The sequence below is a fragment of the Candidatus Latescibacter sp. IFSED24 genome (genome assembly GCF_058273205.1).
Genome location: NZ_CM177850.1, coordinates 4141232 through 4163788 on the forward strand (window position 1 = coordinate 4141232; position 22557 = coordinate 4163788).

General features: G+C 62.8%; 15 protein-coding genes. 7 read left to right on the forward strand and 8 right to left on the reverse strand.

All coding sequences use genetic code 11. The annotated features are described in order from the left end of the window. The first annotated feature begins 6 nt into the window (after positions 1-6). Positions 7-969 carry a FlgD immunoglobulin-like domain containing protein gene (locus IFSED24_RS16650; RefSeq protein ID WP_491332609.1) on the forward strand — a complete coding sequence of 321 codons (963 nt, stop codon included), beginning with the start codon at positions 7-9 and terminating at the stop codon, positions 967-969. Positions 970-1521: 552 nt separating this feature from the next. Continuing rightward, positions 1522-4560: a right-handed parallel beta-helix repeat-containing protein gene (locus IFSED24_RS16655; RefSeq protein ID WP_491332610.1), complete on the forward strand. Its 3039-nt coding sequence runs from the start codon at positions 1522-1524 to the stop codon at positions 4558-4560. 335 nt (positions 4561-4895) lie between these two features. On the opposite strand, the gene IFSED24_RS16660 is transcribed toward IFSED24_RS16655, so the two are convergent. Both IFSED24_RS16660 and IFSED24_RS16665 read right to left on the reverse strand, forming a co-directional pair. Beyond that, positions 4896-5561, reverse strand: a complete 666-nt coding sequence (locus IFSED24_RS16660) for a T9SS type A sorting domain-containing protein (protein WP_491332611.1) — start codon at positions 5559-5561, stop codon at positions 4896-4898. A gap of 81 nt (positions 5562-5642) precedes the next feature. Next, on the reverse strand, positions 5643-6482 hold the full coding sequence (locus IFSED24_RS16665; protein WP_491335072.1) for a sulfite exporter TauE/SafE family protein: 840 nt from the start codon (positions 6480-6482) through the stop codon (positions 5643-5645). Positions 6483-6740: 258 nt separating this feature from the next. Between IFSED24_RS16665 and IFSED24_RS16670 the strand changes: the two genes are divergently transcribed. Beyond that, on the forward strand, positions 6741-9704 hold the full coding sequence (locus IFSED24_RS16670) for a protein kinase domain-containing protein (protein WP_491332612.1): 2964 nt from the start codon (positions 6741-6743) through the stop codon (positions 9702-9704). A gap of 106 nt (positions 9705-9810) precedes the next feature. Then, positions 9811-10005: an aldo/keto reductase gene (locus IFSED24_RS16675; RefSeq protein WP_491335073.1), complete on the forward strand. Its 195-nt coding sequence runs from the start codon at positions 9811-9813 to the stop codon at positions 10003-10005. A 43-nt stretch (positions 10006-10048) separates the two neighbouring features. Here IFSED24_RS16675 and IFSED24_RS16680 read toward each other — a convergent pair whose 3' ends face one another. Together IFSED24_RS16680 and IFSED24_RS16685 are read right to left on the reverse strand one after the other, a co-directional pair. Next, the gene (locus IFSED24_RS16680; protein ID WP_491332613.1) at positions 10049-10504 is read right to left on the reverse strand and encodes a nuclear transport factor 2 family protein; all 456 of its coding nucleotides are present in this window, start codon (positions 10502-10504) and stop codon (positions 10049-10051) included. Between the two features lie 206 nt (positions 10505-10710). Beyond that, positions 10711-11310: a hypothetical protein gene (locus tag IFSED24_RS16685; protein WP_491332614.1), complete on the reverse strand. Its 600-nt coding sequence runs from the start codon at positions 11308-11310 to the stop codon at positions 10711-10713. Between the two features lie 196 nt (positions 11311-11506). On the opposite strand from IFSED24_RS16685, the gene IFSED24_RS16690 reads away from it, so the two are divergent. From IFSED24_RS16690 to IFSED24_RS16700, 3 genes are all read left to right on the forward strand, one after another. After that, the gene (locus tag IFSED24_RS16690; protein ID WP_491332615.1) at positions 11507-11890 is read left to right on the forward strand and encodes a cupin domain-containing protein; all 384 of its coding nucleotides are present in this window, start codon (positions 11507-11509) and stop codon (positions 11888-11890) included. A 74-nt stretch (positions 11891-11964) separates the two neighbouring features. Then, positions 11965-12393 (forward strand): cupin domain-containing protein, encoded by a 429-nt coding sequence (locus IFSED24_RS16695; protein ID WP_491332616.1) that lies wholly within the window; start codon positions 11965-11967, stop codon positions 12391-12393. Positions 12394-12538: 145 nt separating this feature from the next. After that, positions 12539-13744: a poly(ethylene terephthalate) hydrolase family protein gene (locus IFSED24_RS16700; protein ID WP_491332617.1), complete on the forward strand. Its 1206-nt coding sequence runs from the start codon at positions 12539-12541 to the stop codon at positions 13742-13744. 207 nt (positions 13745-13951) lie between these two features. Here the strand turns inward: IFSED24_RS16700 and IFSED24_RS16705 are convergent, their stop codons facing one another. The 4 genes from IFSED24_RS16705 to IFSED24_RS16720 form a co-directional block, all read right to left on the reverse strand. Beyond that, a complete protein-coding gene (locus IFSED24_RS16705) occupies positions 13952-14935 on the reverse strand; it encodes a fibro-slime domain-containing protein (RefSeq protein WP_491332618.1) in 984 nt (327 codons plus the stop codon). 331 nt (positions 14936-15266) lie between these two features. Further along, positions 15267-18521, reverse strand: coding sequence for a two-component regulator propeller domain-containing protein (locus tag IFSED24_RS16710; RefSeq protein ID WP_491332619.1), 3255 nt, complete (start codon positions 18519-18521; stop codon positions 15267-15269). Between the two features lie 172 nt (positions 18522-18693). Further along, complete coding sequence (locus tag IFSED24_RS16715; protein ID WP_491332620.1) at positions 18694-20850, reverse strand: FlgD immunoglobulin-like domain containing protein; 2157 nt, start codon at positions 20848-20850, stop codon at positions 18694-18696. Positions 20851-21043: 193 nt separating this feature from the next. Continuing rightward, positions 21044-22180, reverse strand: coding sequence for a hypothetical protein (locus IFSED24_RS16720; RefSeq protein WP_491332621.1), 1137 nt, complete (start codon positions 22178-22180; stop codon positions 21044-21046). Positions 22181-22557 lie beyond the last annotated feature (377 nt).

Consider the following 22557-nt stretch of genomic DNA (forward strand, 5'->3'; position numbering starts at 1 on the left):
GGCGTCATGAGACATCCGGGCATTCTCGTCACCGCTCTGATCCTGATTGTCGCCCAGTCCGCCCAGGCCAGCGATGGTCTTCCCGTCGCCAGCAGGGACAACCACTGGCACGTATCGACCTACTGGGCCGAATACATCGCGGGCCACGGGACAGGCAACCACGCCCTCTACTGCGGCGACGAAACGATCCCTGCCTGCGATCCCCCGGACACGATGGGCGGCGTGGGCCCCAGCTGGCTCGATGATGTGGAATGGCGGTCCAGTGTCACCAACCCCCGCCGGCCCGCGACGCTCCGACTGACCGGACTGATGATTTACGATCTTCCCGACGCTGGTTGGGACTTCCTCGAGCTGTCCATCCAGCGGGGCGACGAACTGGACATCCTGGAATCCTGGACCGGGAGCTCAGACGGCACCGTCACCCTCGATTACACCACGGTCCTTTCCCCTGAGGAGTTCTCTGGCCCCGGGAGCGACGAGGTGAGATGGGTCTGGCGCGTCTGGACCTCCGATGACGGCTGGGACGATGAGGACTGCCTCAACCCCAGCCATGGTGCCTGCCAGCTCGACGATCTGTCCGTCTATATCGATGGGGAGCTCGTCACCTTCGATGACTTCGAACCAGGTTCCCCGGTCAACTGGGACCCCGTCAACGACGGGATCACGGCGGTGGACCAGGGACCTGAGGCCGGGCAGGTCGCCGTGACGGCGTATCCGAATCCCTTCAATCCTCACACCACCATTTCCTTCGGTCTGCCTCGGGCCACCGACGTGTCCCTCGCCGTGTATGATCTGCACGGGCGGCTGGTTAGGAACCTGCTGGCATCGACTCGCTTGCCGGCCGGGAGCCACGAGCAGGTCTGGGACGGGCGGGACGATCTCGGGCAGGCGGTGGCTTCGGGGACCTACTTCTATCGGTTCACTGCGGGGGGGGAGAGCCGGGCTCGGAAGTTGACCATCTTGAAATGATGGTTGTACCAAGGAGATAGGGCCCCGGGCCTGGGCCAGCGCCCAGGCCCTATCTTTTAAGCCTGCGACTTCTATTTACTCCTCCGCTGATATCCAAGGCCTTGCGTGATCGAGCCAACCAGCATGCCAGCAAGTCCTTTGGTTCCATGGGTGTTGATACTTACTCCCCATATCGCATTGAGGGATAAGAATGAGAAATCTTGCCAGAATTGCGCAACTTGCTAAGTGCTTATTCGACAACACGGACGGAATTTGTGGGGGGGCTAGACCCCTATACTGCAAGAAGTCTCACGGATTGGGCTTTTGAATGGGTAAGCATCGACAAAGGTTTCGAATCGTCAAATAAATAAACACCAAGGAAGACGATATGGTATAGTCATTCTCGAGAGTGGACGCAGGGGGCTGCATTCATATCGCGTTGGCAAGGCAGATTTTCTGAGTAGTGGATCGATGTATGGCCCTGGTTCGACGACCTGAGCTGTCATGGACCCGGCGTAAATGAACTTGTCAACACGTCAATTGTGGTGATCGCCCTGCGAAAGGTGTACTCCCATGCGCTCATTCGTGATTGTCCTGGCCGTCCTGGCCGTGGCCTGCTCGGTTCAAGCCGTTACCTACACGGTTCAATTGGACGGCAGCGGCGACTATACCACCATCCAGTCCGCCATCAATGCCGCGAGCGACGGCGACGTCATCCAGCTCGGTAACGGTATCTACCGGGGCCCGCAAAACTGTGACCTGGACACGGACCAGAAGACGTTCGCGCTCGTCTCCCTGAGCGATGATCCGACGCTGTGCGTGATCGACTGTCAGGGTTCGCCCGGCACGTCCCACTTCGGTTTGACCTACCTGGACCAGGGCCCCGCCGCCTTGCTGCGCGGGATCACCATCGCCAACGGCTACAGCGATCCCAACGGCGGCGCCATCCGCCTGGAAACGGCCTCGCCCACCATTGAGAACTGCATCTTCGCGGACAACTACGCCTATATCCGCGGCGGCGCCATCTACGCGCCCGAGGCGTGCTCACCCGTGATCCGGGACTGCATCTTCCGCAACAACACCGCCGACTACTATGGCGAGGGCGGCGCCATCTATGCCGTGGAAGGGAGCTCCCCGACCATCGAGGACTGCACCTTCTACGGGAACTCGGCCGACCAGGGCAGCGCCCTGTTCTCCAGCCTGAGTTCGACACCGGTGGTCCGTGGCAGCACGTTCTACGGCAACGACGCCTACGGATCCAGCGGCGGCGCCATCCTTGTCGGCGCCAACAGTGTCCTGACCATGGAGACGAGCATCCTGGCCTCGAACAACAACCGCGCGGTGCGCGGTTCCAGCAACGGCCAGGCCCAGTTGAGTTGCTGTGCCGTCTGGAACAATACCGCCGGCGACTGGGTGGACATCCTGACCGGCCAGGAAAACCTGAACGACAACCTCCATGCCGATCCCCTGCTGTTCAATCCGGCGGGAGGTGATCTACGCCTGCAAGCTGGCTCGCCCTGCGCTGTGGAGAACAATCCGGCCTGCGGTCAGATCGGCGCCTGGGCCGTGGCGGTTCCGCGGGTCATCACCCTGGCTCCCGAGGGGCTGGGGGACTATCCCAGCATCCAGGAGGCGATCAACCAGGCCGTCAGCGGCTGGGACACCATCGAACTCCTGGACGGAACCTATTACGGAGCGGGGTACCGGGACGTCGACTTCCTCGGCAAGGCCATCACGGTTCGGTCGGCCGGAGGTGATCCCAGGACCTGCATCATCAACTGCTATGGTTCCGAAGGTAACCCGCACTTTGGATTTGGATTCTTCCAGGGCGAGGGCAGCGACTCGGTTCTCCAGGGAATCAAGATCGTGGGGGGCTGGAACCATCTGGGCGGCGCGGTTTCGGTCATCGGAAGCAGCCCGACCATCGACGGCTGCATCTTCTCCTACAATCACAGTGAGTACGGCGCTGTCTATGCCGAGTCCGGTGAGCCTGTCGTCACGAACTGCGAATTCAGTCACAATCGGATCCCCGGCTACTACGGCAGAGGGGCGGGAATTTCAGTCTACAATGGCAGTATCGTCGTGAGCGATTGCCAGTTCATCGACAACGGATCGGACGATCCCTCGGGCACGGATTCCCAGGGTGGAGCAGCGCACTTCCTCACCTTGCAGGGAAATCCCCAGCTGACCAATTGCACCTTCGTGGATAACCAGGCCTACTATGGCGGTGCCGTATGGTGTGCCGTATCGATAAACGGCTTCGCCCCGGTCTTCAGCAACTGCACTTTCGCCGACAACTCCGCCGCCTACTTGGGCAGCGTGTTGTACCTGACGGGTAGCGGAACCAACCCGGTCGTTTTTGAAAATAGCCTCGTGGCCTACAACCATGACGTCGACTGGTTCTACATCAACGGGATCTATCCTACCTTCACGCTCCAGTGCTGCAACGTGTTCGGCAACGACACCGGCGACTGGATCGACGAGATCGCCGACCAGGCTGACGCTCCCGGCAACATGTCCCTGTTCCCCAAGTTCTGCGATCGGGCCGGCGGCGACTACGCTCCCGAGGCGACCTCTCCCTGCCTGGCCGGATCGCCGGACAACCCCACCTGCGGGCTGATCGGCGCCCTGGACGAGGGCTGCGACTACCGGGGATCGATCACCGCGGTGACCGACGTTCCCAACGACCAGGGCCGCCGGGTGCGCGTGAGCTGGAACGGTTCGGAACAGGACGTCCCGGAAGCGATCTACCCCATCACCGGCTACAGCATGTGGCGGCTCATCGACGATCCGGAGCGCAAGGCCCTGCTGCCTCCGGCCGACCGGGCCGCCCGTATGAACAGGTTCCCGCCCGGTGAATGGGACTACCTGACCACGGTGCCCGCTCGCGGCGAAGTCCAATACAACGTTCTGTGCGAGACGCTGGCCGACTCGACCGTGGCCGACGGCATGCACTATTCCACCTTCTTCGTCAGCGCCGAGACCGCCGCGCCGACCATCTTCTTCGACTCGGCGCCGGCGAGCGGCTACTCGGTGGATAACCTGGCCCCGAGCGTGCCCGGCAACCTGCGTCTCGAGACCCCGGACCTGCTCGCATGGGATGAGGTTCCGGACCCGGACTTCGACTACTTCACCGCCTATGGTTCGGAGAGCGACGTGCTGGACGACACCGCTGTCCTGCTGGGTACGACCGTTTCGCTATACCTGGACTTGTCGGGTGTGTCCCATCCCTTCTACCTGCTGACGGCCACCGATTTCTCCGGCAACGTAGGCGAGGCGGCTGTGGTGGCCTCGGAAATGACCGAAGTGGACGATGGGCTGGTGCGACCCACGCGTTTTGCCTTGTATCCGGCCTGGCCGAACCCCACCAACGGCAGTGTCACCTTCTCCTTCGATCTGCCCTGGGCCAGCAAGGTGGACCTCTCCGTGTACGACATGGCCGGCCGCAGGGTCGCGACCCTGGTCAGTGCGGAAATGCCGGTCGGCACCCATGTGGTACCGTGGAATGGCCGCGTCAACAGTTCGACCGGTTCCCTCGCTTCTGGGATCTACTTCTACCGGCTCCAGGCAGGGCATTTCAGCGACTCGGGCCGGGTGGTGATCCTCAGGTGACATGGCGCGGCCAGAGCAGTGGAGATGATCCGATCCCTCGTCTCCGATCGCTTGCGGTCGGGGACGAGGGGGGTGTTCCTACTCAAAGCTCCATCTGGCTGGTAAACAGGCAGTCACGCGGCTGTCCCTCCTCAAAACTCCGCCTGCTAGGTCCTAAGGCCTATTTATACCTGTGAGCTGCGGGTTAAATTCGGTTTCGCTCTGCTGTTAACATTATTGGTCCGAGGCATAGAATCGCAGGATTTCAGCACATTTCAGTCTGGGGATTCGCCCTACTCCAAGAAATAGCCGGCCAGCGGGATGGCTAGCCGGCTACGAGTTGCATCTTAAAGGGATCACCTCACCAAGGTCACCTTCGTCGCCGTCGTCATATCGCCCCCATCCATCCGGACCACGTACACACCAGAGGGAATCGCCCGGCCCGACTCGTCGGCGGCTTGCCAGACGATCTGGTGGGTTCCAGAGCCGTAGGCGCCGCGGGCCACCACATCGACTTGCTTGCCAGTCAGATCATAGATGGCAATCTCGACGTGGCGAGGCGTCGGTAGGGCGAAGGTGAATATGGTCTGAGGATTGAATGGGTTGGGATGGCTCGTGAGCGAAACTGCTAGACCGGGAGTTTCGCCGACGGGTTCCTCGACAGGGGTGGGACTACACTGCGGCCAGGCCAGCGCGAGGCCCCCGCTGCCATCCGCGATGCAGACGACGGACCCATCAGCGGCGAGTCCCTGCGCCTCGCCCGGCGTATCGACGAAGCCAATGATCCGAGGTTGCGCTGGAATCGTGAGATCGATGACCTGCAGGCCGGCCCAATCGCAGGCGACGTACGCGCACTCGCCCATGACAATCAAGTCGAGAGCATCGGCCGGCAGGTCCAAGCCGCCGATGACCAGGGAGGCCCCGGGAGCCGTGACATCGATGGAACACAGACCGGCGGATCTATCAGCCTCCCATGGGCAGGAGCTTGATCGCCAAGGAGTGGCGACGGTTCGGCGTTTCATTGCGCCGGTGGACGCTCTTGCTGTCGGAGTCGTGGCCGGGGAGGGTTTCATTCGCGACACCACGAGACATCAAGTCGCGAACTAGACCACCACCTTGAGGATGGTGAACAACCCCAGCAGAACCGTGAAGCCGGCGATCAACCGCTTGAGCGTGTTCTCGTTGATGTGCCTCACGAATTCGGTGGAGAACGGGACCGAGAGCGTCGCCCCCGCCACCATGGGAATCATCAGCTCGAGATCGAAACCCTGGCCTCGACCGAGGAACAGGATCACCCCGACCAGGCACGTGAAGCCCTCGGCGAAGGACGTGATGCCCACGGTGGCCCGGCCGCGGACACCGCTGAGCACCTGCCCGCTGGTCATCAGCGGCCCGTAGCCACCGCCGCTGAGGGCCTTGTTGAACGAGGCCACGGAAGCCAGCAGGAACATCTTCCAGGTCTTGTAGGTGAAGGTATGGTTGTGCAGCACCCAGATCGTGACCCCGGCCGCCGTGATGATCAGGCCGATGATCAGCTTCAAGAGCATGGTCGGGATCTGGACGGCGATCGAAACGCCTACCGAGACGCCCACGACGCTGCCCAGCGCCAGCAGCAGGGCGATCCGGCTATCGCGGGTGCGGCGGGAGAAATCCACGTTGCCCGATTCGTGGTGGAAATAGGAGGAGGCGAACCCGCTCACGAACTCGGAGAAGAGAATCGAGGGGACGAGCTGTAGAGGGTGATAGCCGCAAGCGAGCAGCACCGGGGTGAGGGTCGTTCCGTAGCCCATCCCCAGCGAGCTGTCCAGCAATTCGCAGAAGAAGCAGAGGGCGATCAGGCCGCATGCGGTCGCGTTCAACCCCTCGCCTCTGAGCAGGGAGAGCCCCAGGAACAGGCCCGCCACCAGGATCAACCAGGCCACTTTCTTGCGGCTCAAGCGCACTGCTAGCATGGCATTTTCCTCACCTCCCGATCCACCACATGCCCAGGCTGATATTGTACTCCATCCGTTCGCGGCTGTGTCGATGCTTTCCTCTCGAATGAGGTCGCCATCGCGACAGCCGGGAGTTCCTGCGCCAGGTCGGTTCGTGGTGGGCGTGGGCTGGGGCAGGGGCCGCTACGGGCATCGATAGCATGTCTTCCGGGCTTGAATTAAGATGGACGGATCGCGTCACCTATCACTCTGGCCAGAGGCTCTGAATTGATCGGCAAGAAGATCGCCCACTACGAGGTCACGGGAAAGCTGGGCGCAGGCGGCATGGGCGAGGTCTTCCGCGCCCGCGACACCAGGCTTAAGCGGGAGGTGGCGATCAAGGTCCTGCCCGCCGAGATGGCCCGCAGCCCCGAGCGTCAGGCGCGCTTCAAGCGCGAGGCCTCGGTCATCGCGGCGCTCAAGCACCCCAACATCGTGACCATCTATTCGGTGGAGGAAGACGACGGCATTCCTTTCATCACCATGGAACTGGTGGAAGGCCAGACCCTCTCGGAGACCATCCCGGCGGCCGGCCTTTCGCTGGAGGAGTTCCTGGAGGTGGCCATTCCCCTGGCCGACGCGCTGGCCAGCGCCCACGGCCAGGGCATCGTGCACCGCGACCTCAAGCCGGCCAACATCATGTTCGACGCCGACGGCAGGGCGAAGGTCCTGGATTTCGGCCTGGCCAAGCTGATCGAGGTCGTCGGTGAGGACGATGCCACGCTCGCCGCGGACGGCAGGACCGTGGCCGGCCAGATGCTCGGCACGCCAGCCTACATGTCGCCCGAGCAGGCCGAGGGCCTGGCCATCGATCACCGTTCCGACATCTTCTCGCTGGGCATCGTGTTCTACCAGATGGCCACCGGGACCCAGCCCTTCCGGGGGCCGACGTTCGTCTCCACCCTGTCGGCCATCCTCAAAGATACGCCCCCGCCCGTCGTGGACCGGAATCAGGCCTTGCCGGGCACGCTCGCCAGCATCATCGAACGCTGCCTGGCCAAGGACCCGGATCGACGATACCAGTCGGCGGCCGACCTGCGGGACAGCCTGAAGGACGTGCAGCGGACGGCGATATCCGGAATCTCCGCCGCGGCGCCGGCATCCCTGGGTTCCACGCTGCGCCGGCCCCGGATCCTGGTTCCCCTCGCGGTGGCGATGCTGGCCGTGGCGAGCATGGGAGCCTGGTGGGTCCAGCGGGCGCAGAAGGTCAGCTGGGCGCGGGAGGAAGCCCTGCCCGCCATCGAGGAGATCCTCGATGGTCATGCGTCCGACTCGAGCGTCGGCAACCAGAAGGCGTTTCTTCTCGACCAGCAGGCCAGCAAGTACGTTCCCGACGATCCCCGGTGGGCGAGGCTCCGCGGCCGCTACAGCCAGCCCTTGACCGTCTATTCGGATCCGCCGGGCGCCCGGGTCTACGCCAGGCCCTACGCCGGTATGGATGTCCCCTGGGAATATCTGGGCACGACGCCCATCGACACGCTCCCCTATGTCGCGGGGGTGATCAACCTGAAGCTCGAGATGGCGGGCTACCGCGAGACCCAGGACGTCATCTGGAACCGGTACTTCCACACCGGCGACCGGGGCTACGTGCTCCGGGAAGAGGACCAGCTCCCCGAGGAGATGGTCTGGGTCTCGGATTCGGGACCGCAGCTCTACGTGGGAGCCGCTCCGGCCGGCATCCACCTGCCGGGCATCGAGCATCTGGCCCCGCAGCGGCTGGGAGACTTCCTGATCGACCGGTACGAGGTCACCAACCGCCAGTACCAGGAGTTCGTCGCTGCCGGAGGATACGCCGACCCCGGATTCTGGAAGCAGCCGTTCCGCGACGGGGACCGGGAGCTGGACTGGAGCGAGGCGATGGCCCGTTTCCGTGACCGCACGGGCCGGGCAGGACCGGCGTCCTGGGAGGTCGGCAGCTTTCCTGTCGACCAGGGGGGTTTTCCCGTTTCCGGAATCAGCTGGTTCGAGGCGATGGCCTACGCCGAGTTCGCGGGCAAGAGCCTGCCCACGATCTACCACTGGGACCGCGTGGCGCTGACCTGGGCCAGCTCGGAAATCGTCCCCTTCAGCAACATCGCGGGGACCGCGGTCCAGCCCACCGGCGGGACCCGGGCGAGGAATCGTTACGGGGCCTACGATCTGGGCGGCAACGTCCGCGAATGGTGCCTCAACCCGGACAACCGCTCCGGGCGCTTCATCCTCGGCGGAGGCTGGAGCGATCCTCCCTACGCGTTCAACGACGCCTTCGCCCAATCGCCCTGGGACCGGTCGGAGTCCAACGGTGTCCGCTGCATCCGGTACGTCGAGACGAGCGTGCGGGACGAAACCCTCGCCGCCGAGATCGAGCTGCCTTTCCGCGACTTCGCCAGGGAGCCCAGGGTTTCCGAGGAAACGTTCGGACTCTTCCTCAATCAGTTCCGTTACGACCCCACGCCGTTGAACGCCGTCGTGGAGGAGACGATCGAGGAGGAATTCTACATCCGGGAGAAGATCGTGTTCGACGCGGCCTACGGCGGCGAGTCCATGATGGCCTACCTGTTCTTGCCCCGGAATGCTGAACCGCCATACCAGACCGTCGTCTACTTCCCCGGGTCCGGAGCGATTCACAGCCGATCCAGCGAGAGCCTGTCGCTGCGGCGGACCGACTACATTCCCAAGAGCGGGCGCGCCCTTCTCTTCCCCGTCTACAAGAGCACCTACGAGCGAGGTGACGGCCTCGTGTCGGACTACCCCGACGAGACGAACAACTGGAAGGAACACGTCATCATGTGGGGGAAGGATCTGAAGCGATCCATCGACTACCTGGAAACGCGCGAGGATGTCGACCCGGACCGCCTGGCCTTCATGGGGATCAGCTGGGGCGCCGCGATGGGGCCCATCATGATGGCCATCGAACCGCGATTCAAGGCCGGCGTGGTCGTGGTCGCGGGGCTCAATTTCCAGAAGGCGTTGCCGGAGGTGGACCAGCTCCATTACCTGCAGCGGGTGGAGATTCCCCTGCTGATGCTCAACGGGAAGTATGATTTCTTCTTCCCGTACGAGACGTCGCAGTTGCCCTATTTCGAGTTGCTGAAGACACCGGCCGCAGACAAGCGGCTCGTGGTGCACGAGGCAGGGCATTCGTTCCCCCGGACGGAACTCGTCAAGGAGACCCTGTCCTGGCTCGATCGCTACCTGGGCGCGGTGCAGTGATCGCGACATCTGCGCTGGAGCGGCCCTCGACGCGGGCGTCAATCTCTTCGACACGGCGCCGAACTACGCCGATTCCCACAGCGAGCGGCTCCTGGGCGACGAGCCTCTGCCCGAGGTCGCCCTGGCCTACATCCTCTCCTATCCCGAGATCAGCTGCGTGATCCCGGGCGTCCGCACGCCCGAACAGCTCGCACAGAACCTGCAGGCTTCGGGGCGGTCGCTGCCGGCGGACGAACGGAAGCGTCTGGAGGACTTCTGGGACGAGGTCACCGACGGAGGCCGGCGGCTGCTGCCGTGGTGAAGAGCCCACCCGGTGTTCCGTCGTGGCGCGGGCTGGGTGGCGCTCAGTGCGAACCCATCTCCCAGAGGACGTTCATGATCATCCATTCGCCGCTGAACTTCGTCAGGTGGATGTAATCGATCCCCCAGGCCGCTTCCAGCTTCACGTTGGCGATCATGTCGGTACGGTCGAGGATGGTCACCTTGCGGAGGGACGTCTCGGGGTCGAACATGCCGTCCTTGTTCAGGTGCCCGGCCAGCTCCTTGAGCTCGTCGAAGGTCATCCAGCTCTCCTGGAGCCCCGAACCGTCCTGCGCGGGCATGTAGCCCACCTTCTGGACCTGCGGGCTGACGCTCCGGTCCAGCAGCGCGGGCTTCAGGTCGTAGAGCGAGCTCACGTAGTCCTGCACCGCCTGCTCGATACCCTTCTCGTCGGCATCGCTTCCGGCCAGGGCGAATCCCGTCACGGCCATGGTCATCGTCGCCACGATCAGCAAGGTCCTCAGGGTGGTCCGCATCATGTTCCAGCGTCCTTTCGGTTCCGACCATCATCGTCCAATGAACCCAAAAATGATCTGGAATCCATAACCCAGAATCCCCGGGACCGCCATGAGTCCGGGCTGCTTTCCCCACGTACGTGACGAGATGTCTCCGGCCAATCCGATCGGGGCGCGCCGCGTGACCACGGGCAGCTGCTCGAGCAGGCGCTCGCCTCCGGCCCGGGCGTCTAGCGATAGAGCCCCTTGATCGACGACCAGTCGCTTCGCTCGACGGCGACGCCGGTCCCGAGCGTGATCAGCAGCGTGGCGGAGGTCACCGTGGCGGAATGCTCGCAGAGGCAGACCTCGGGATACGAGGGGTGATGCTCGCATTCCAGTCCGGACAGGCGGACGACGCCGGCTCCGTCCGCCAGGTGCGTCCAGTCCACGGGGTCGGCGCCGCAGTCGAAGTCGAGGGTCCGCTCATAGGGCACGACCTCGGCCATCGCGGGCAGCAGGACCTGCGGGGTGAGGCAGCAGGGATCCGGGCCATCGACGAAGCCGAGGACCAGTCCGTGGTCCTCGGTGTAGGTCCAGGTTCCGCCCCCGTAATCGCCGAAATTCCAGCAGATGGACCGTGCGTTGCCGTAGGTCCCCGTGACATGGAGGCGCACGTCGGTGATGTCGGGTAGCTCACGCCCGGCGTCGAACGCCAGGTCCTGCACCTCGAAGGGCAGGAGAAAGAGCGTCTCGCCGCCGAGATCGAGCGGCACCGTCACGAGTCCGGCGGCGCCGCCGGGCGCCGTGGTCAGGATGAGGCATGAACCCAGCAATGCAGTACGGATCATCTTGCACGGCCTCCATGTTTCTGTACGCAGGTCGGCCCTGAACATACTCGCCGGAGCTGTGCAACTCGCTCTCTGACCTATTCTAAAACACGAACGAAGAAGAGGTAAGGTGCCTGGTTGAATATTCCCATTGACCTGGCGGCCATAAAATGAGATAATAATAATCCTTATTAACCATCGACCTGGAAGGTGCCTGATGAGAATCGCCAAGAATGATATCCCCGTCCGGATCGACGTGCCGGGAGCCACGGCGCGACAGCAGAAGAACTTCGGCGACGTGACCGGCTACGGCCGGATCGGCGCCGAATTCTTCTCCTTCGGCGCCGGCACCGACATCACCGAGCTGCTCCACGGACTCGAGGGGGATCTCTGCCAGTGCCCGCACTGGGGCTACGTGCTGAACGGCAAGCTGACCACCACCGACGCCGCCGGCGTCCAGGAATCGGTCAGCGAGGGCGACCTCTTCTACTGGCCGCCGGGCCACACGGTGAAGGCGGACGCGGATGCCAACATCGTCATGTTCAGCCCCGAGAAGGAACACGACGCGGTCATCGCGCACATCCAGGGCAAGCTCGGCTAGGAGCGCCGGTCGTCCCACAGACGACGCCTGTTGACCGGGTCCACACCAGCTCGGACCAGAATGGAGGATCCGTGATGCGGACCATGCGCGCCATCGCCTCGATGGCCCTGCTGCTCGTCTCTTCCCTGACCGCCGTCTCCGTCGCCGGCGACCACGACGGGAAGCACGCGGCCGAGGCGCCGCCGGGGCTGAAGCTGGAGAACCTCCTGAAAGCCCAGCTCGCCGGATTCGAGGGCGGCGAGGTCATCGTCAGCCGCGTGACCATCCCGCCCCACAGCTCCCTGCCCAAGCACTGGCACCCCGGCGAGGAGTTCGCCTACGTCCTGGAGGGGTCCTGCTACCTGTGGCAGGAGGGCAAGGAGGACATCCTCGGCGAGACGGGCGACGTTCTCGCCGTGCCCCTCGAGCAGGTGCACACCGCCGTGACCGGGGACGAAGGCGCGACCATCCTGGTGTTCCGGGTGCATGAGGCTGGAAAGCCGGAGCGGGTGCCGGTGGAGTGATCCGCAGAAAGACCCTGTACCTGCTGAATATCGTCCGCCTCGCCAACAGTCAGCCGGATGGAGTCCACCGAGGGACGGCCGTGTGATAGAATGATCCGTGCTCGCGCAGAAAGGATGCAACGGGTCACGGGCGAGAGGTCGGATCATGCCGCTGCGTTCGCGTTTAATCCTGGGCCTGCTGTCGATGGTCTGGCTGATGGCCGCGACCGCCTCGGCATCCTACCCGGTCGGGACCGCCGACGTGGTCTACCTGGATCCCGATCGCGATCGGTCGGTGCCGGTGGACCTCTACTACCCCGCCGAGGCTGCCGGCTGGGACCAACCCGTTGCCGATCCGCCTCCCGGGGGATTCGCGTCCGTGTCCTTCGGCCATGGGTATCTACTCCCGACGGATCGCTACTCCTGGATCGCAGAGAGCCTGGCCGCCGCAGGTTGCGTCGTTGCTCTGCCGCGAACCGGGGGCGAACTCTTTCCGGATCACGCGGAGTTCGGCGACGATCTGGCCTTCCTGGCGCGTCATCTCCGGGATGCGGGCGCGGATGCCACCTCGCCCTTCTTCGGCCGCATGGGGCCGCGAAACCTCGTCATGGGCCACAGCATGGGCGGCGGCTGCAGCTTCCTCGCGGCGGCGAGCGACCCTTCCATCACGGCGGTCGCGAACTTCGCGGCCGCAGAAACGGATCCGTCGGCCATCGCTGCTTGCGGCCTGATCGATTGTGACGTCGCGATCTTCTCCGGAACCAATGACTGCGTCACGCCGCCCGCCGATCATCAGATCCCCATGTTCGAGGGCCTGGCCGGCGGCTGGCGAACGCACGTGACCATTGCCGGCGCCAGCCATTGCCAGTTCAACGCGTACAGCTTCGTCTGTGAACTGGGCGAGCCCTGTTCGGCGGACATCTCGAGGCAGGAACAGCAAGACCTGGTCTGGCTCCTCATGGAACCCTGGATCCGTGCCGTGCTGTTCCTCGAATCCGGCGCCGCGCAGGAGTTCCAGACGCTGCTGGACACGACGCCGGAATTCACATACGAGCAGCAGGGCAATGTGACATCCGTGTCTGTCCACACTCCCCGGATCCGAACGCATCTCGAAACGGTCCCCAATCCCTTCAATCCATGGACGGAGATCCGCTTCGAACTCGCGGTCACGGGGAGGGTTGGACTGTCGATTTACGATCTCGGCGGCAGGCGGGTGGCCGAGGTGATCGCTGGTGTGCAGGAAGCCGGCGCGCACGTCGTGTCGTGGAACGGTCGGGATACCGGGGGCCGAGCCCTGCCTTCCGGCACCTACCTCGTTCGCCTGTCGATCGACTCCGGCGTGGCAACGAAGAAGATATCGTTGGTCCGGTGAACCGCGCAGGAACACCGTGTTGTTCCGACTCGAAGCTCCCTGCAAGAGTAGAGACCTTTTCCATATATTCGTCGCCCCTGCCGTTCAAGGACTTACGGCATCTGGTCGCTAAGCCATGATGGTGCTCGCACCAGTGTGCCCTGCACCGGTTCTCTGGCATCAGACAGCGGCGCTGAGACGGACCCAGCGAAACAGGTGCGCGATGGACTAGTCGTAGAGCACCTTCAGATCGCTCCAGGTGATCGCCTCGGATCGTACCGTCCCCTCCGGATCGGTATTGCAGCACGACGAGAGGTCGTCGTCGTCGGTGACGCACAGGACGACGACGTAGATGCCGTCTTCCTCGAAAACGTGCGTTGGGTTCATCTCGGTCGAGGTCGTGCCGTCGCCGAAGTCCCAGACGTAGGCCACGATCGTACCATCGGGATCATACGAACCACTGCCGTCGAACTGGATCGGGTCACCCGCATTTCCTTCGTATGGACCGCCCGCGTCGCATACGGGCGGCTGCTGAAGAGCAAGCGTTGTTTCGATCTGGAACGACGAGGCAGACGTGTGTCGCTCGGCGAAGAAGAGATCGAAGGGATACGAGTTGCCGGGCTCCAGGCCGAATTCGATGGCGAAATCGTCCACGTTGATCGTTTCCGACATCGCACCGTGGACACCGCCGAGATCGATCGCCAGGTGGCCATTGAGGAAGATCCACAGGTCGTCGTCGCCGGTGAACGTGAAAGACTCGCCACCGTTGTAGGCGAAGGTGGCGTGAGCCTCGAACGTGAAGTGGTAGTTGTGGACGCGACCCTGGTTGCCGAACAGCTGATCATCGATGGGAAAGAACGAGCCGTTGGCGTATCCCACTTCGCCCGGCGTGCCTGTGGGCGTGAGGGTGATGCTGTATTGCATCGGCATGTTCACATCGGGCGTATCGCGATACCACTGATCGAAGGCTTCCTGGCCGTGGGTCGTGGGGTTGCCGTCCTGCCCGGCATACACCGGCAGCAGATCGTCGCCGAGCTCGGGCAACACGATGCCGGGGTCGACGCCCATGCCGTCTTCGAAGTCGGGATGCGTGTCGTTGAAGTCGCGGATCGTACCGATGATGGTGGCATCCTGAGCGACAGCTGCCGCGGAGAACAGGATCACCAGCAGGAGGCCGGTGACCAGCGAGAGCGAGCGGGCGCGCTGTTTCATGATTTCACCTCGTTTCTACTGATAGAATGCGCGAATGGAAACTCTCGTGATCGATCCATCCATCGAGAATCCCGGATAGTGCAGCGCTGGCAAGGTCGCGAAGATACCTGGCAGGTGTCCGCCCACGGAGGAGAGCGAGATGTGGGCTGCAGGGGGAGCGTAGCACCATACGCAATACAGGTGTCATCAAATAGGGGCAAATTGGGATGGTTTCGTGTCGCCCAGGATGGCTTGGAGCACCGACTCCGATTGGACGGTGGTTTGGTAACAATCCTCAGAATCAGACGCTGGCAACTTGGACTTTCGCCATCCCCGCATCCTGACACCGGATCTAGAGAGCCTTGATGACGACCAGCGTAATGTCGTCCTGCTGGACGGCACTACCGATGAACTCCTGCACGTCGTCCAGGATCCGATCCTTGATCTCGCTGGCCGACAGATCTGCGGTCGGCAAGCGCGCGACCAGCCGCTCCAGGCGGTATTCGTCATAGAACTCGCCGGCGTTGTTCTGCGCCTCGATGATGCCGTCCGTGAACAACAAGATCACATCGCCCGCCTTCAGGCGAATCGTGTCTTCGTCGTAACTGCTGCCATCGCATGTCCCCAGTGGCAAGCCCAGCTTGGCCGTGGCGACACCACCGGTATCCTGGCCGGATTTCAACAACGGTTCGCTGATGCCGGCCAGTGCGTAGGTGAACTCTCTGGTCGCGATATTGATCGAGGCGAAACAGAGCGCCGTGAACATCGTGTCGCTCGTCTTCTTGTGCAGCGGTCCGTTGAGGCAGGTCAAGATGCTGCCCGGGGAGGTGTTTTCGTCTGCTCTCGAATAGACCATCCCGCTCGACATGACGGCGATCATGGCGGCTTGCATCGCCTTGCCCGAGACATCACCGACAAAAATCCCCAGCCTGGTCCTTGCCTTGTCTTGCCAGAACACATCGTAGAAATCGCCGCCGACCTCGTTGGTCGGGATGCAGATCCCCGAGATGTCGTAGTCATCGATCTGCGGATCGGCCTGCGGCATGATCGACATCTGCGCGTCGTGCGCGCTCTCGAGCTCGGCCGCCAGGCGAACCGACTTCAACCGCCATCGGTACAGCAGCAGCACCAGGCAGGCCGCGACGACGATCGATAGAGTCCGGAACCACCACGTCTTCCAGAACGGCGGAGTGATGGTGATGACAATGGCGGTGCCCTCCTCGTTCCAGACGCCATCATTGTTCGAACCCTTGACCATGAAGGTGTACTGGCCGGGCGCCAGAGTCGTGAATGTCGCGGATCGCCTGTCCGATCCGGTCATGATCCAATCATCGTGCAGACCAACCATCTTGTAGGCGTACATGTTCTTGCTGGGCACCGTGTAATCGAGCGCTGCGAACTCGAAGGAGAAGGTGTAATCGCGGTGCGACAAGGTGAGCTCTTTTAGCTTGGAAATGGGCTTGTCGAGCTCCACTTCCTTGTTCAGCTTCAGATACGAGATGATCACAATCTGTGGAATGTAAGGATTATCCTGGAGGTTCTCGGCGTGGAAGGCATTGAAACCGTGAATGCCGCCGAAGAACATCTCGCCGCTCTTGCTCTGGAAGAAAGAGCCACCGTTGAACTCGTTGCTCTGCAGTCCATCTTCCTCGCTGTAATTCCTGAAAGACTGCGTATGAGGGTCGTATCTCGACAGACCGTTGTTCGTGCTCATCCAGAGGCGGCCGCGCTCATCTTCGAGGATCCCATAGATCGCGTCGCTGGCCAGACCGTCCTTGGTCGTGTAGCACCTGAAGGTCCCTTGCTCGACCGCAAATCGATTGAGGCCACCGCCCCAGGTCCCCAGCCACAAGGCCCCCGATTTGTCTTCGTGAATCGAGAAAATGAAGTCGTTGCTGATACTGTTCGGATCTTTGGTATCGATCCGGAAACTGGTAAACCTCTCTTGTTCCCGATCGAATCTATTCAGACCGCCACCCTGGGTTCCTAGCCAGAAGATACCTCTGGAGTCCTCGTAGATGACCCTGACGAAGTCATTGCTCAGGCTGTGCGGATCACGCGGATCGTGTCGGAAATGCTGGAAGCTTTGTGACTCCCGGTCGAAACGGTTGAGTCCGCCACCGTTGGTGCCTACCCAGAGGGTGCCCGAACGGTCCTCGTAGATCGATCGTATCTCGTCGTGACTCAGGCTGCCCGGATCGAGGGGATCGTGGCGATAGGTGGTGAACTTCTCGGTTGCGCGATCAAAGCTGCAGATACCACCGCCGTGGGTCCCAAGCCAGATCAAGCCGGATCGATCCTCGCAAATGACCCTGACGATGTCGTGGCTCAGACTGCTGGGGTCGGTCGGGTCGTGACGGAAGTGCGCATATTGATTCGTGCGTCGATCAAGCCGGTCCAGACCACCGCCATGCGTTCCGATCCAGAGGTACCCTGCGTCGTCTTCGTAGATCGCCCAGATGATGTCGTGGCTCAAGCTGTTGATCTCGTTCACTTTTGGCTTGAAGAGCAGAAACTTCTTCTGTTTGCTGTCGAACTTGTTGACCCCGCCGCCGTAGGTCCCGATCCACATCACGCCGGCCCGATCCTCGTAGATCGCCCGGATCTGATTGTAGGTGATGCTGGTGTCATCGTTGGGATCGTTGATATACCGGATGAACTCGCCGCGGGTCCGGTCGAGCCTGTTCAGACCACCACCGTTGGTGCCGATCCAGAGAACTCCGAATCTACTCTCGTATATGGCGTAGATCTGATCATGGCTCAAGCTGCGGGGGTCGTCCGGATCATTGACATGGCGTGTGAGAGTGCTCCTCTCCGCATCCAGTCGCACCAATCCACGATCGGTACCGACCCACAGGACGCCATCCCTATCCTCGCAGACCGATCTGACGGTATCGTGCGCCAGGCTATCGGAATGGTCGTCGTCGGCTCCGTAGTGAATGAAAGCATCTTGCTGGGGATCGTATCTCTCGAGTCCGCCACCGTCGGTTCCGATCCAGATTGCGCGCGATTCGTCCTCGAAGACGGTCAGGACAGCGTCATTGCTCAGACTTGCCGGGAGGTTCGGATCGTGCAGGTAGCGCGTGAACGTCCCGGTTTCGGGGTCCAGCCTGTTCAAGCCACGGTCAGTGCCGATCCAGAGCATGCCGGCACTGTCCTCGCAGATGGTTCTGACGATGTTGTGGCTGATGCTGTGCGGGTCGTCGGGGTCGTTGCGGTAATGTGTAAACCGCTTTGCAACCGGATCGTATCGATCCAGGCCCCCATGGAAGGTGCCGATCCACAGGATTCCGGATTGGTCTTCTATGATCGAGAGGATCTCGTTATAGCCGAGGCTGTTGGTGTTGCGGGGATCATGCCGCATGACCGTGATTCGGTAGCCGTCGTAACGGTTGAGGCCGTCCTCCGTGCCGAACCACATGAATCCAGTGCTGTCCTGGATCACGCAACTCACGATGCTCTGGGAAAGCCCCTCTTCGATGGAGATCTCCGAGAAGATGATGTGATCGTCCTGGGCGGGCGATCGGAAAGCAGCAAAGACGAGGAACAGGTGAACCAGCACAACGATTCTTGCCGGGCTGCTCCCTGGGTGCGGCAAGTGGCGCATGAGTCCGAACCTACCGTTCTATCCGATCATGCTGTCAACATTGTCACGACAGCGCTCGGATTCTAGCATATCTGGCTGCTCGCAATCACCCTGCCCGGTCCGGGTTCAGCCTTGCAGTCCTCCTGCCAGCATCACGGTCAGCGGGCTGTGGAATCCTGCCTTTCCGATGAAGTTACCGGATGAGCACCATTCTTCCATGCACCACGCGGCCCGCGGCTTCGAGCCTGGAGAGATAGATCCCGCTGGCAAGCTCGTGCCCGCTTGAATCGTCACCCGACCAGACAACCTCATGCACGCCGGCGGAAACAGAGGCCTCGACCAGGGTCGTGATCAACCGGCCCTTGAGGTCGAACACCTGGAGCAGGACCGGTCCCGGCGTTCCGATCTCATATGTGATCGTCGTGCGCGGGTTGAACGGATTGGGCCGACAGCCGTGCAGGAGCACCAGCGAACGCGGCGTCCCGTCCGCCACTCCAATGGCTTCGCATTCGTCGGGTATACCATTGCCGTTGACATCCTCGCTGGTCCCATCGGCTATGTCGCATACGTCCAGTTGACCGTTATCGTTGCAGTCGCTAGCCGCGATACAGGCGTCCAGGACGAGTTGTACGACCCCGGCCGCGATATCCTGGGAGGGATCCGTGGAGCTGAAGCGCTGGCCGCCGGTGGCATCGGCGATCAGCTGCGCGAGAGCGATGACGCCACCGCTGGAGCCCGTACCCGTGACGGGCGAGATGACCACGTCGGCGGCTCGCGCCACCGTGATGGCGTGCTCGATGGACGCCTCGTCCAAGGTCGTCACGGGATCACCGCACCATGGCCCCTCGTCGGACAGCGGTATGATCAGGCGCAGGGATTCACCCTCCGGCTGCCAGGGATAGAGCCCGGCCACCACGGCGATGGCGCGCCCCCAATCCTCCTGGCAGACCTCGTTGCCGCCCGGGCAGTCCCCCAGGGTTTCGAGGCCTGCGGGCGGATTGCCCGGGACCTCCGTCCCCAGCAGGTTGATGATATGATCTTCGAGGCAGTCGTAGGCGCCGCCGGGTAGATTGCAGATTCCCAGCAGCAGTGGATCGACCTGCAGCCCGGCGGCCTCCAGTTCGACGATCACGGCGTTCATGCTCCCGCAGAGGGCGGCCGCCTCGTCGTTCATGGAAGTCGAGGTATCCATGATGAAGATGACCTCCACCGGCGGGCAGACCGGACACTCGTCCGGGATGCCGTCGAGGTTGCAGTCATCGCTGGTGCCGTCGGCCAGGTCGCACGGATCGGGCGCGCCGTTCGCATTGCAATCCGGATACGTGCCCAGGGCGATGTCGCACCCGTCGTGCACTCCATTTCCGTCACAGTCGTCGAACCCGGGGCCGGGGTCGCAGCGGCCGAACTCGTAGATCCGATCACTGGTGTGGTCAGTGACGAGCATCGTGCGACCATCGAGCGCGATATCCACCGCCGCCCAGCCGATGGTCGTCGCGAATCCGATGATCACATCGTCCACCTGTCCGGTGTCGCGGTCGATACGCACGAGGCGACCCCCGCCGTGGTCGAACACGAGCAGGTCGTCGGTCCACGGGTCGAACGTGATGCCGGCCGGATCAGCGATCGGCTCGCTGGTGGTCAGTGCGGAAAGGACGCCGCCGGCTCCGACCTCATAGATCACCCCATCGCTAGCGAGACCGGAGTCGACCACGTAGACGCCCGTGGCATCGACGGCCACGTCCACGGGGTCGACCAGCAGGCCGATGTCAGCGTGGAGCAGGACTTCACCCTCGGGTTCATCGGGTGACCAGATCCAGATCTCGTCGGGATTGTTGTTGCCGCGATCGACGACCAGGGCCTGTCCTGGTGCGAGCACGTCGCCGCTATAGTCCGCCGGAGCGATGGCCATCCCCACCGGGTCATCGTCGCCAACGTGAAACCCGCTGACCCACGCCTCCCGGCCAGAGGCGCCTGCGGCCGTGCGATAGATGACACCGCCATAGTCCTCGGATTGGAAGACACTACCCGAGTCGGGGTGGACGCAGATGGCGGCCGTATTGCTACCACCGGATACCTGTGTCGCGAAACCATAGGCATTGATCCGGTACAGTCCGTCCGTGGTTCCGCGCTGGCCTACATAGATGTAGCCATCGACCGGGTTGTAACCGGCGCTCATGGGGTTGTTGAACTCGATGGTCCGCAGCAGCGTCCAGTCGCTGTCGACGACGACCGGATCGGCCCATGAGGTGGCGGGATGCGTGTTGAGCAGGATGGACAGACCGGCGAGCAGGAGGAATCCGGGCAGGGAAACCGAGCGAACGCCGCCCGGTTCCAAGGCGGAGCCGTTCATGGCGTGGCCTCCTTCTTCTTGGGAAGAGGATGCTGATCATATACCATCAAGGTCCAGATTTCAAGATGGACCGCCGGAGCCGCGACCGCCGCCATGCTCTCCGATCCGGGGGTCCGGTCCGCAGGGGGCCCCTTGGCCTAGGCCCACGTGCTGGCCAGGGGCGACGCACGCTACGAGATCCTCACACGCTCCTCTAGCGGAGCCTTGCCTCCATCCTCGTCGCGACAAGCTCGTTGCACTCTTGAATGGTAGTATGCGCGATGCGCTGGAAATCGGGGTGATGGTTGTTCTGCAGGTCGACGAGTATCCACTCGCCGCCGCGGTCGAGGACAACGACGTGGACGGCCCACACCTCGCCCGACGGCGCCATCCAGTAGTCGGCGAAGAGGACGTAGTCGCTGGCCACCGGGTGCTCGTGCAAGTAGTCCTTCGCGGCGTTGGCGTAGAGCCAGAGGACCTTGGGTTCGCTGGGCCAGCCGGCGCCAGGCAAGAGAGGTCCCTCGGCCGCGGCGGTCGCCGAGCAGAGCCTGGCCTCGTTCAACGCCTCGGCGATACTCGCGGCGCTGCCCTTGTCCGTCCGTTCGCCCTGCACGCGGGGAGGATAGATGGTGACCGTGGCGGCCTCGCCGGCTTGCTTCATGGCGGTCAGGCGTTCGTCCATGGCCTCGAGTTCCTCTCGGCTCGGCGGCGTTTCCGCGCGCATCTGCGCGAGAGCTAGCTCCTTCTCCGGGGAGAGCTCCTGGGGCGTGAGCTGGTCCAGGCCGATGACTGGTGTCAGGAGCTCACACACGAGGGCGCACGCCTTGTCCGGTCCCCCCGTCATGTGCCTGTCGAAGGCGGCATCGCCGGGCCGCTGGGTGTCCTGCCAGACAACACCGCCTCTGGCGTCGACCATGGCCGCATAGACCTCCTGCCAGCTCTCCTCCAGATGACAGATCACGTCGACACAGAGTGCGTAGTCCGTCGTGATACCCTGCTCACCGACGAACGCCCCGAAGGTCGCCGCGCGGTCCTTGCGCCCGTCTTGCCCCTCGGGGAAGCGGAACGAGACATCCGTGACGTGGCACCTGTCATAGCCCTGTTCGGCGAGCAGGCCATCGAGAATCCCGATCACGTCGAAAACCTTCTGTCCGGCCGGTCCCATCATCTGGTCGTAGAAGTCGCGGTGCTTCTCCTTGGGGCCGGTGAGGGCGTAGGTCATCGGGTAGACGGTCAGCGACGCTTCGGGAAAACCTTCGACCAGCGGCTCGCTCCCCGCCGCAGCTAAGGGGACGACGCCACTGGCCAGAATGGTTGCAACGAGGACAGCTCTGGATGAAAAGGTATTCATGGGGTCACCCCTTTGCTCGAACAGACCGCGCTTGACGATCCGCGATGGCCGATCGAAAAGCCCGAGTTCGGTGAGGCGTCGGTACAGCCGCTGCGATGTCAGGCCGGAGTACGCCCACGGAGCGGGGCAGGGGGCGGGCTGTGGAAAAAGCCTAGCAGAAACCGGAGTACAGGTGTCCGCAAATCAGGGAGGGGAAAGTAAGGTTTGTTAATCGGATTCCTGATCAATAGTCCGATGCCTTCAAAAAACTCGTCGGCCTCGCAGGGTCCTGTCGCGATCACGTCCTTGAAAACCTCTGCCAGAATATTGGAGTCTGCTTGTGACTGGTTCGACAGTACGGGCGGACATGAGAAGGGATGGTGACGTGAAGTGGTGGA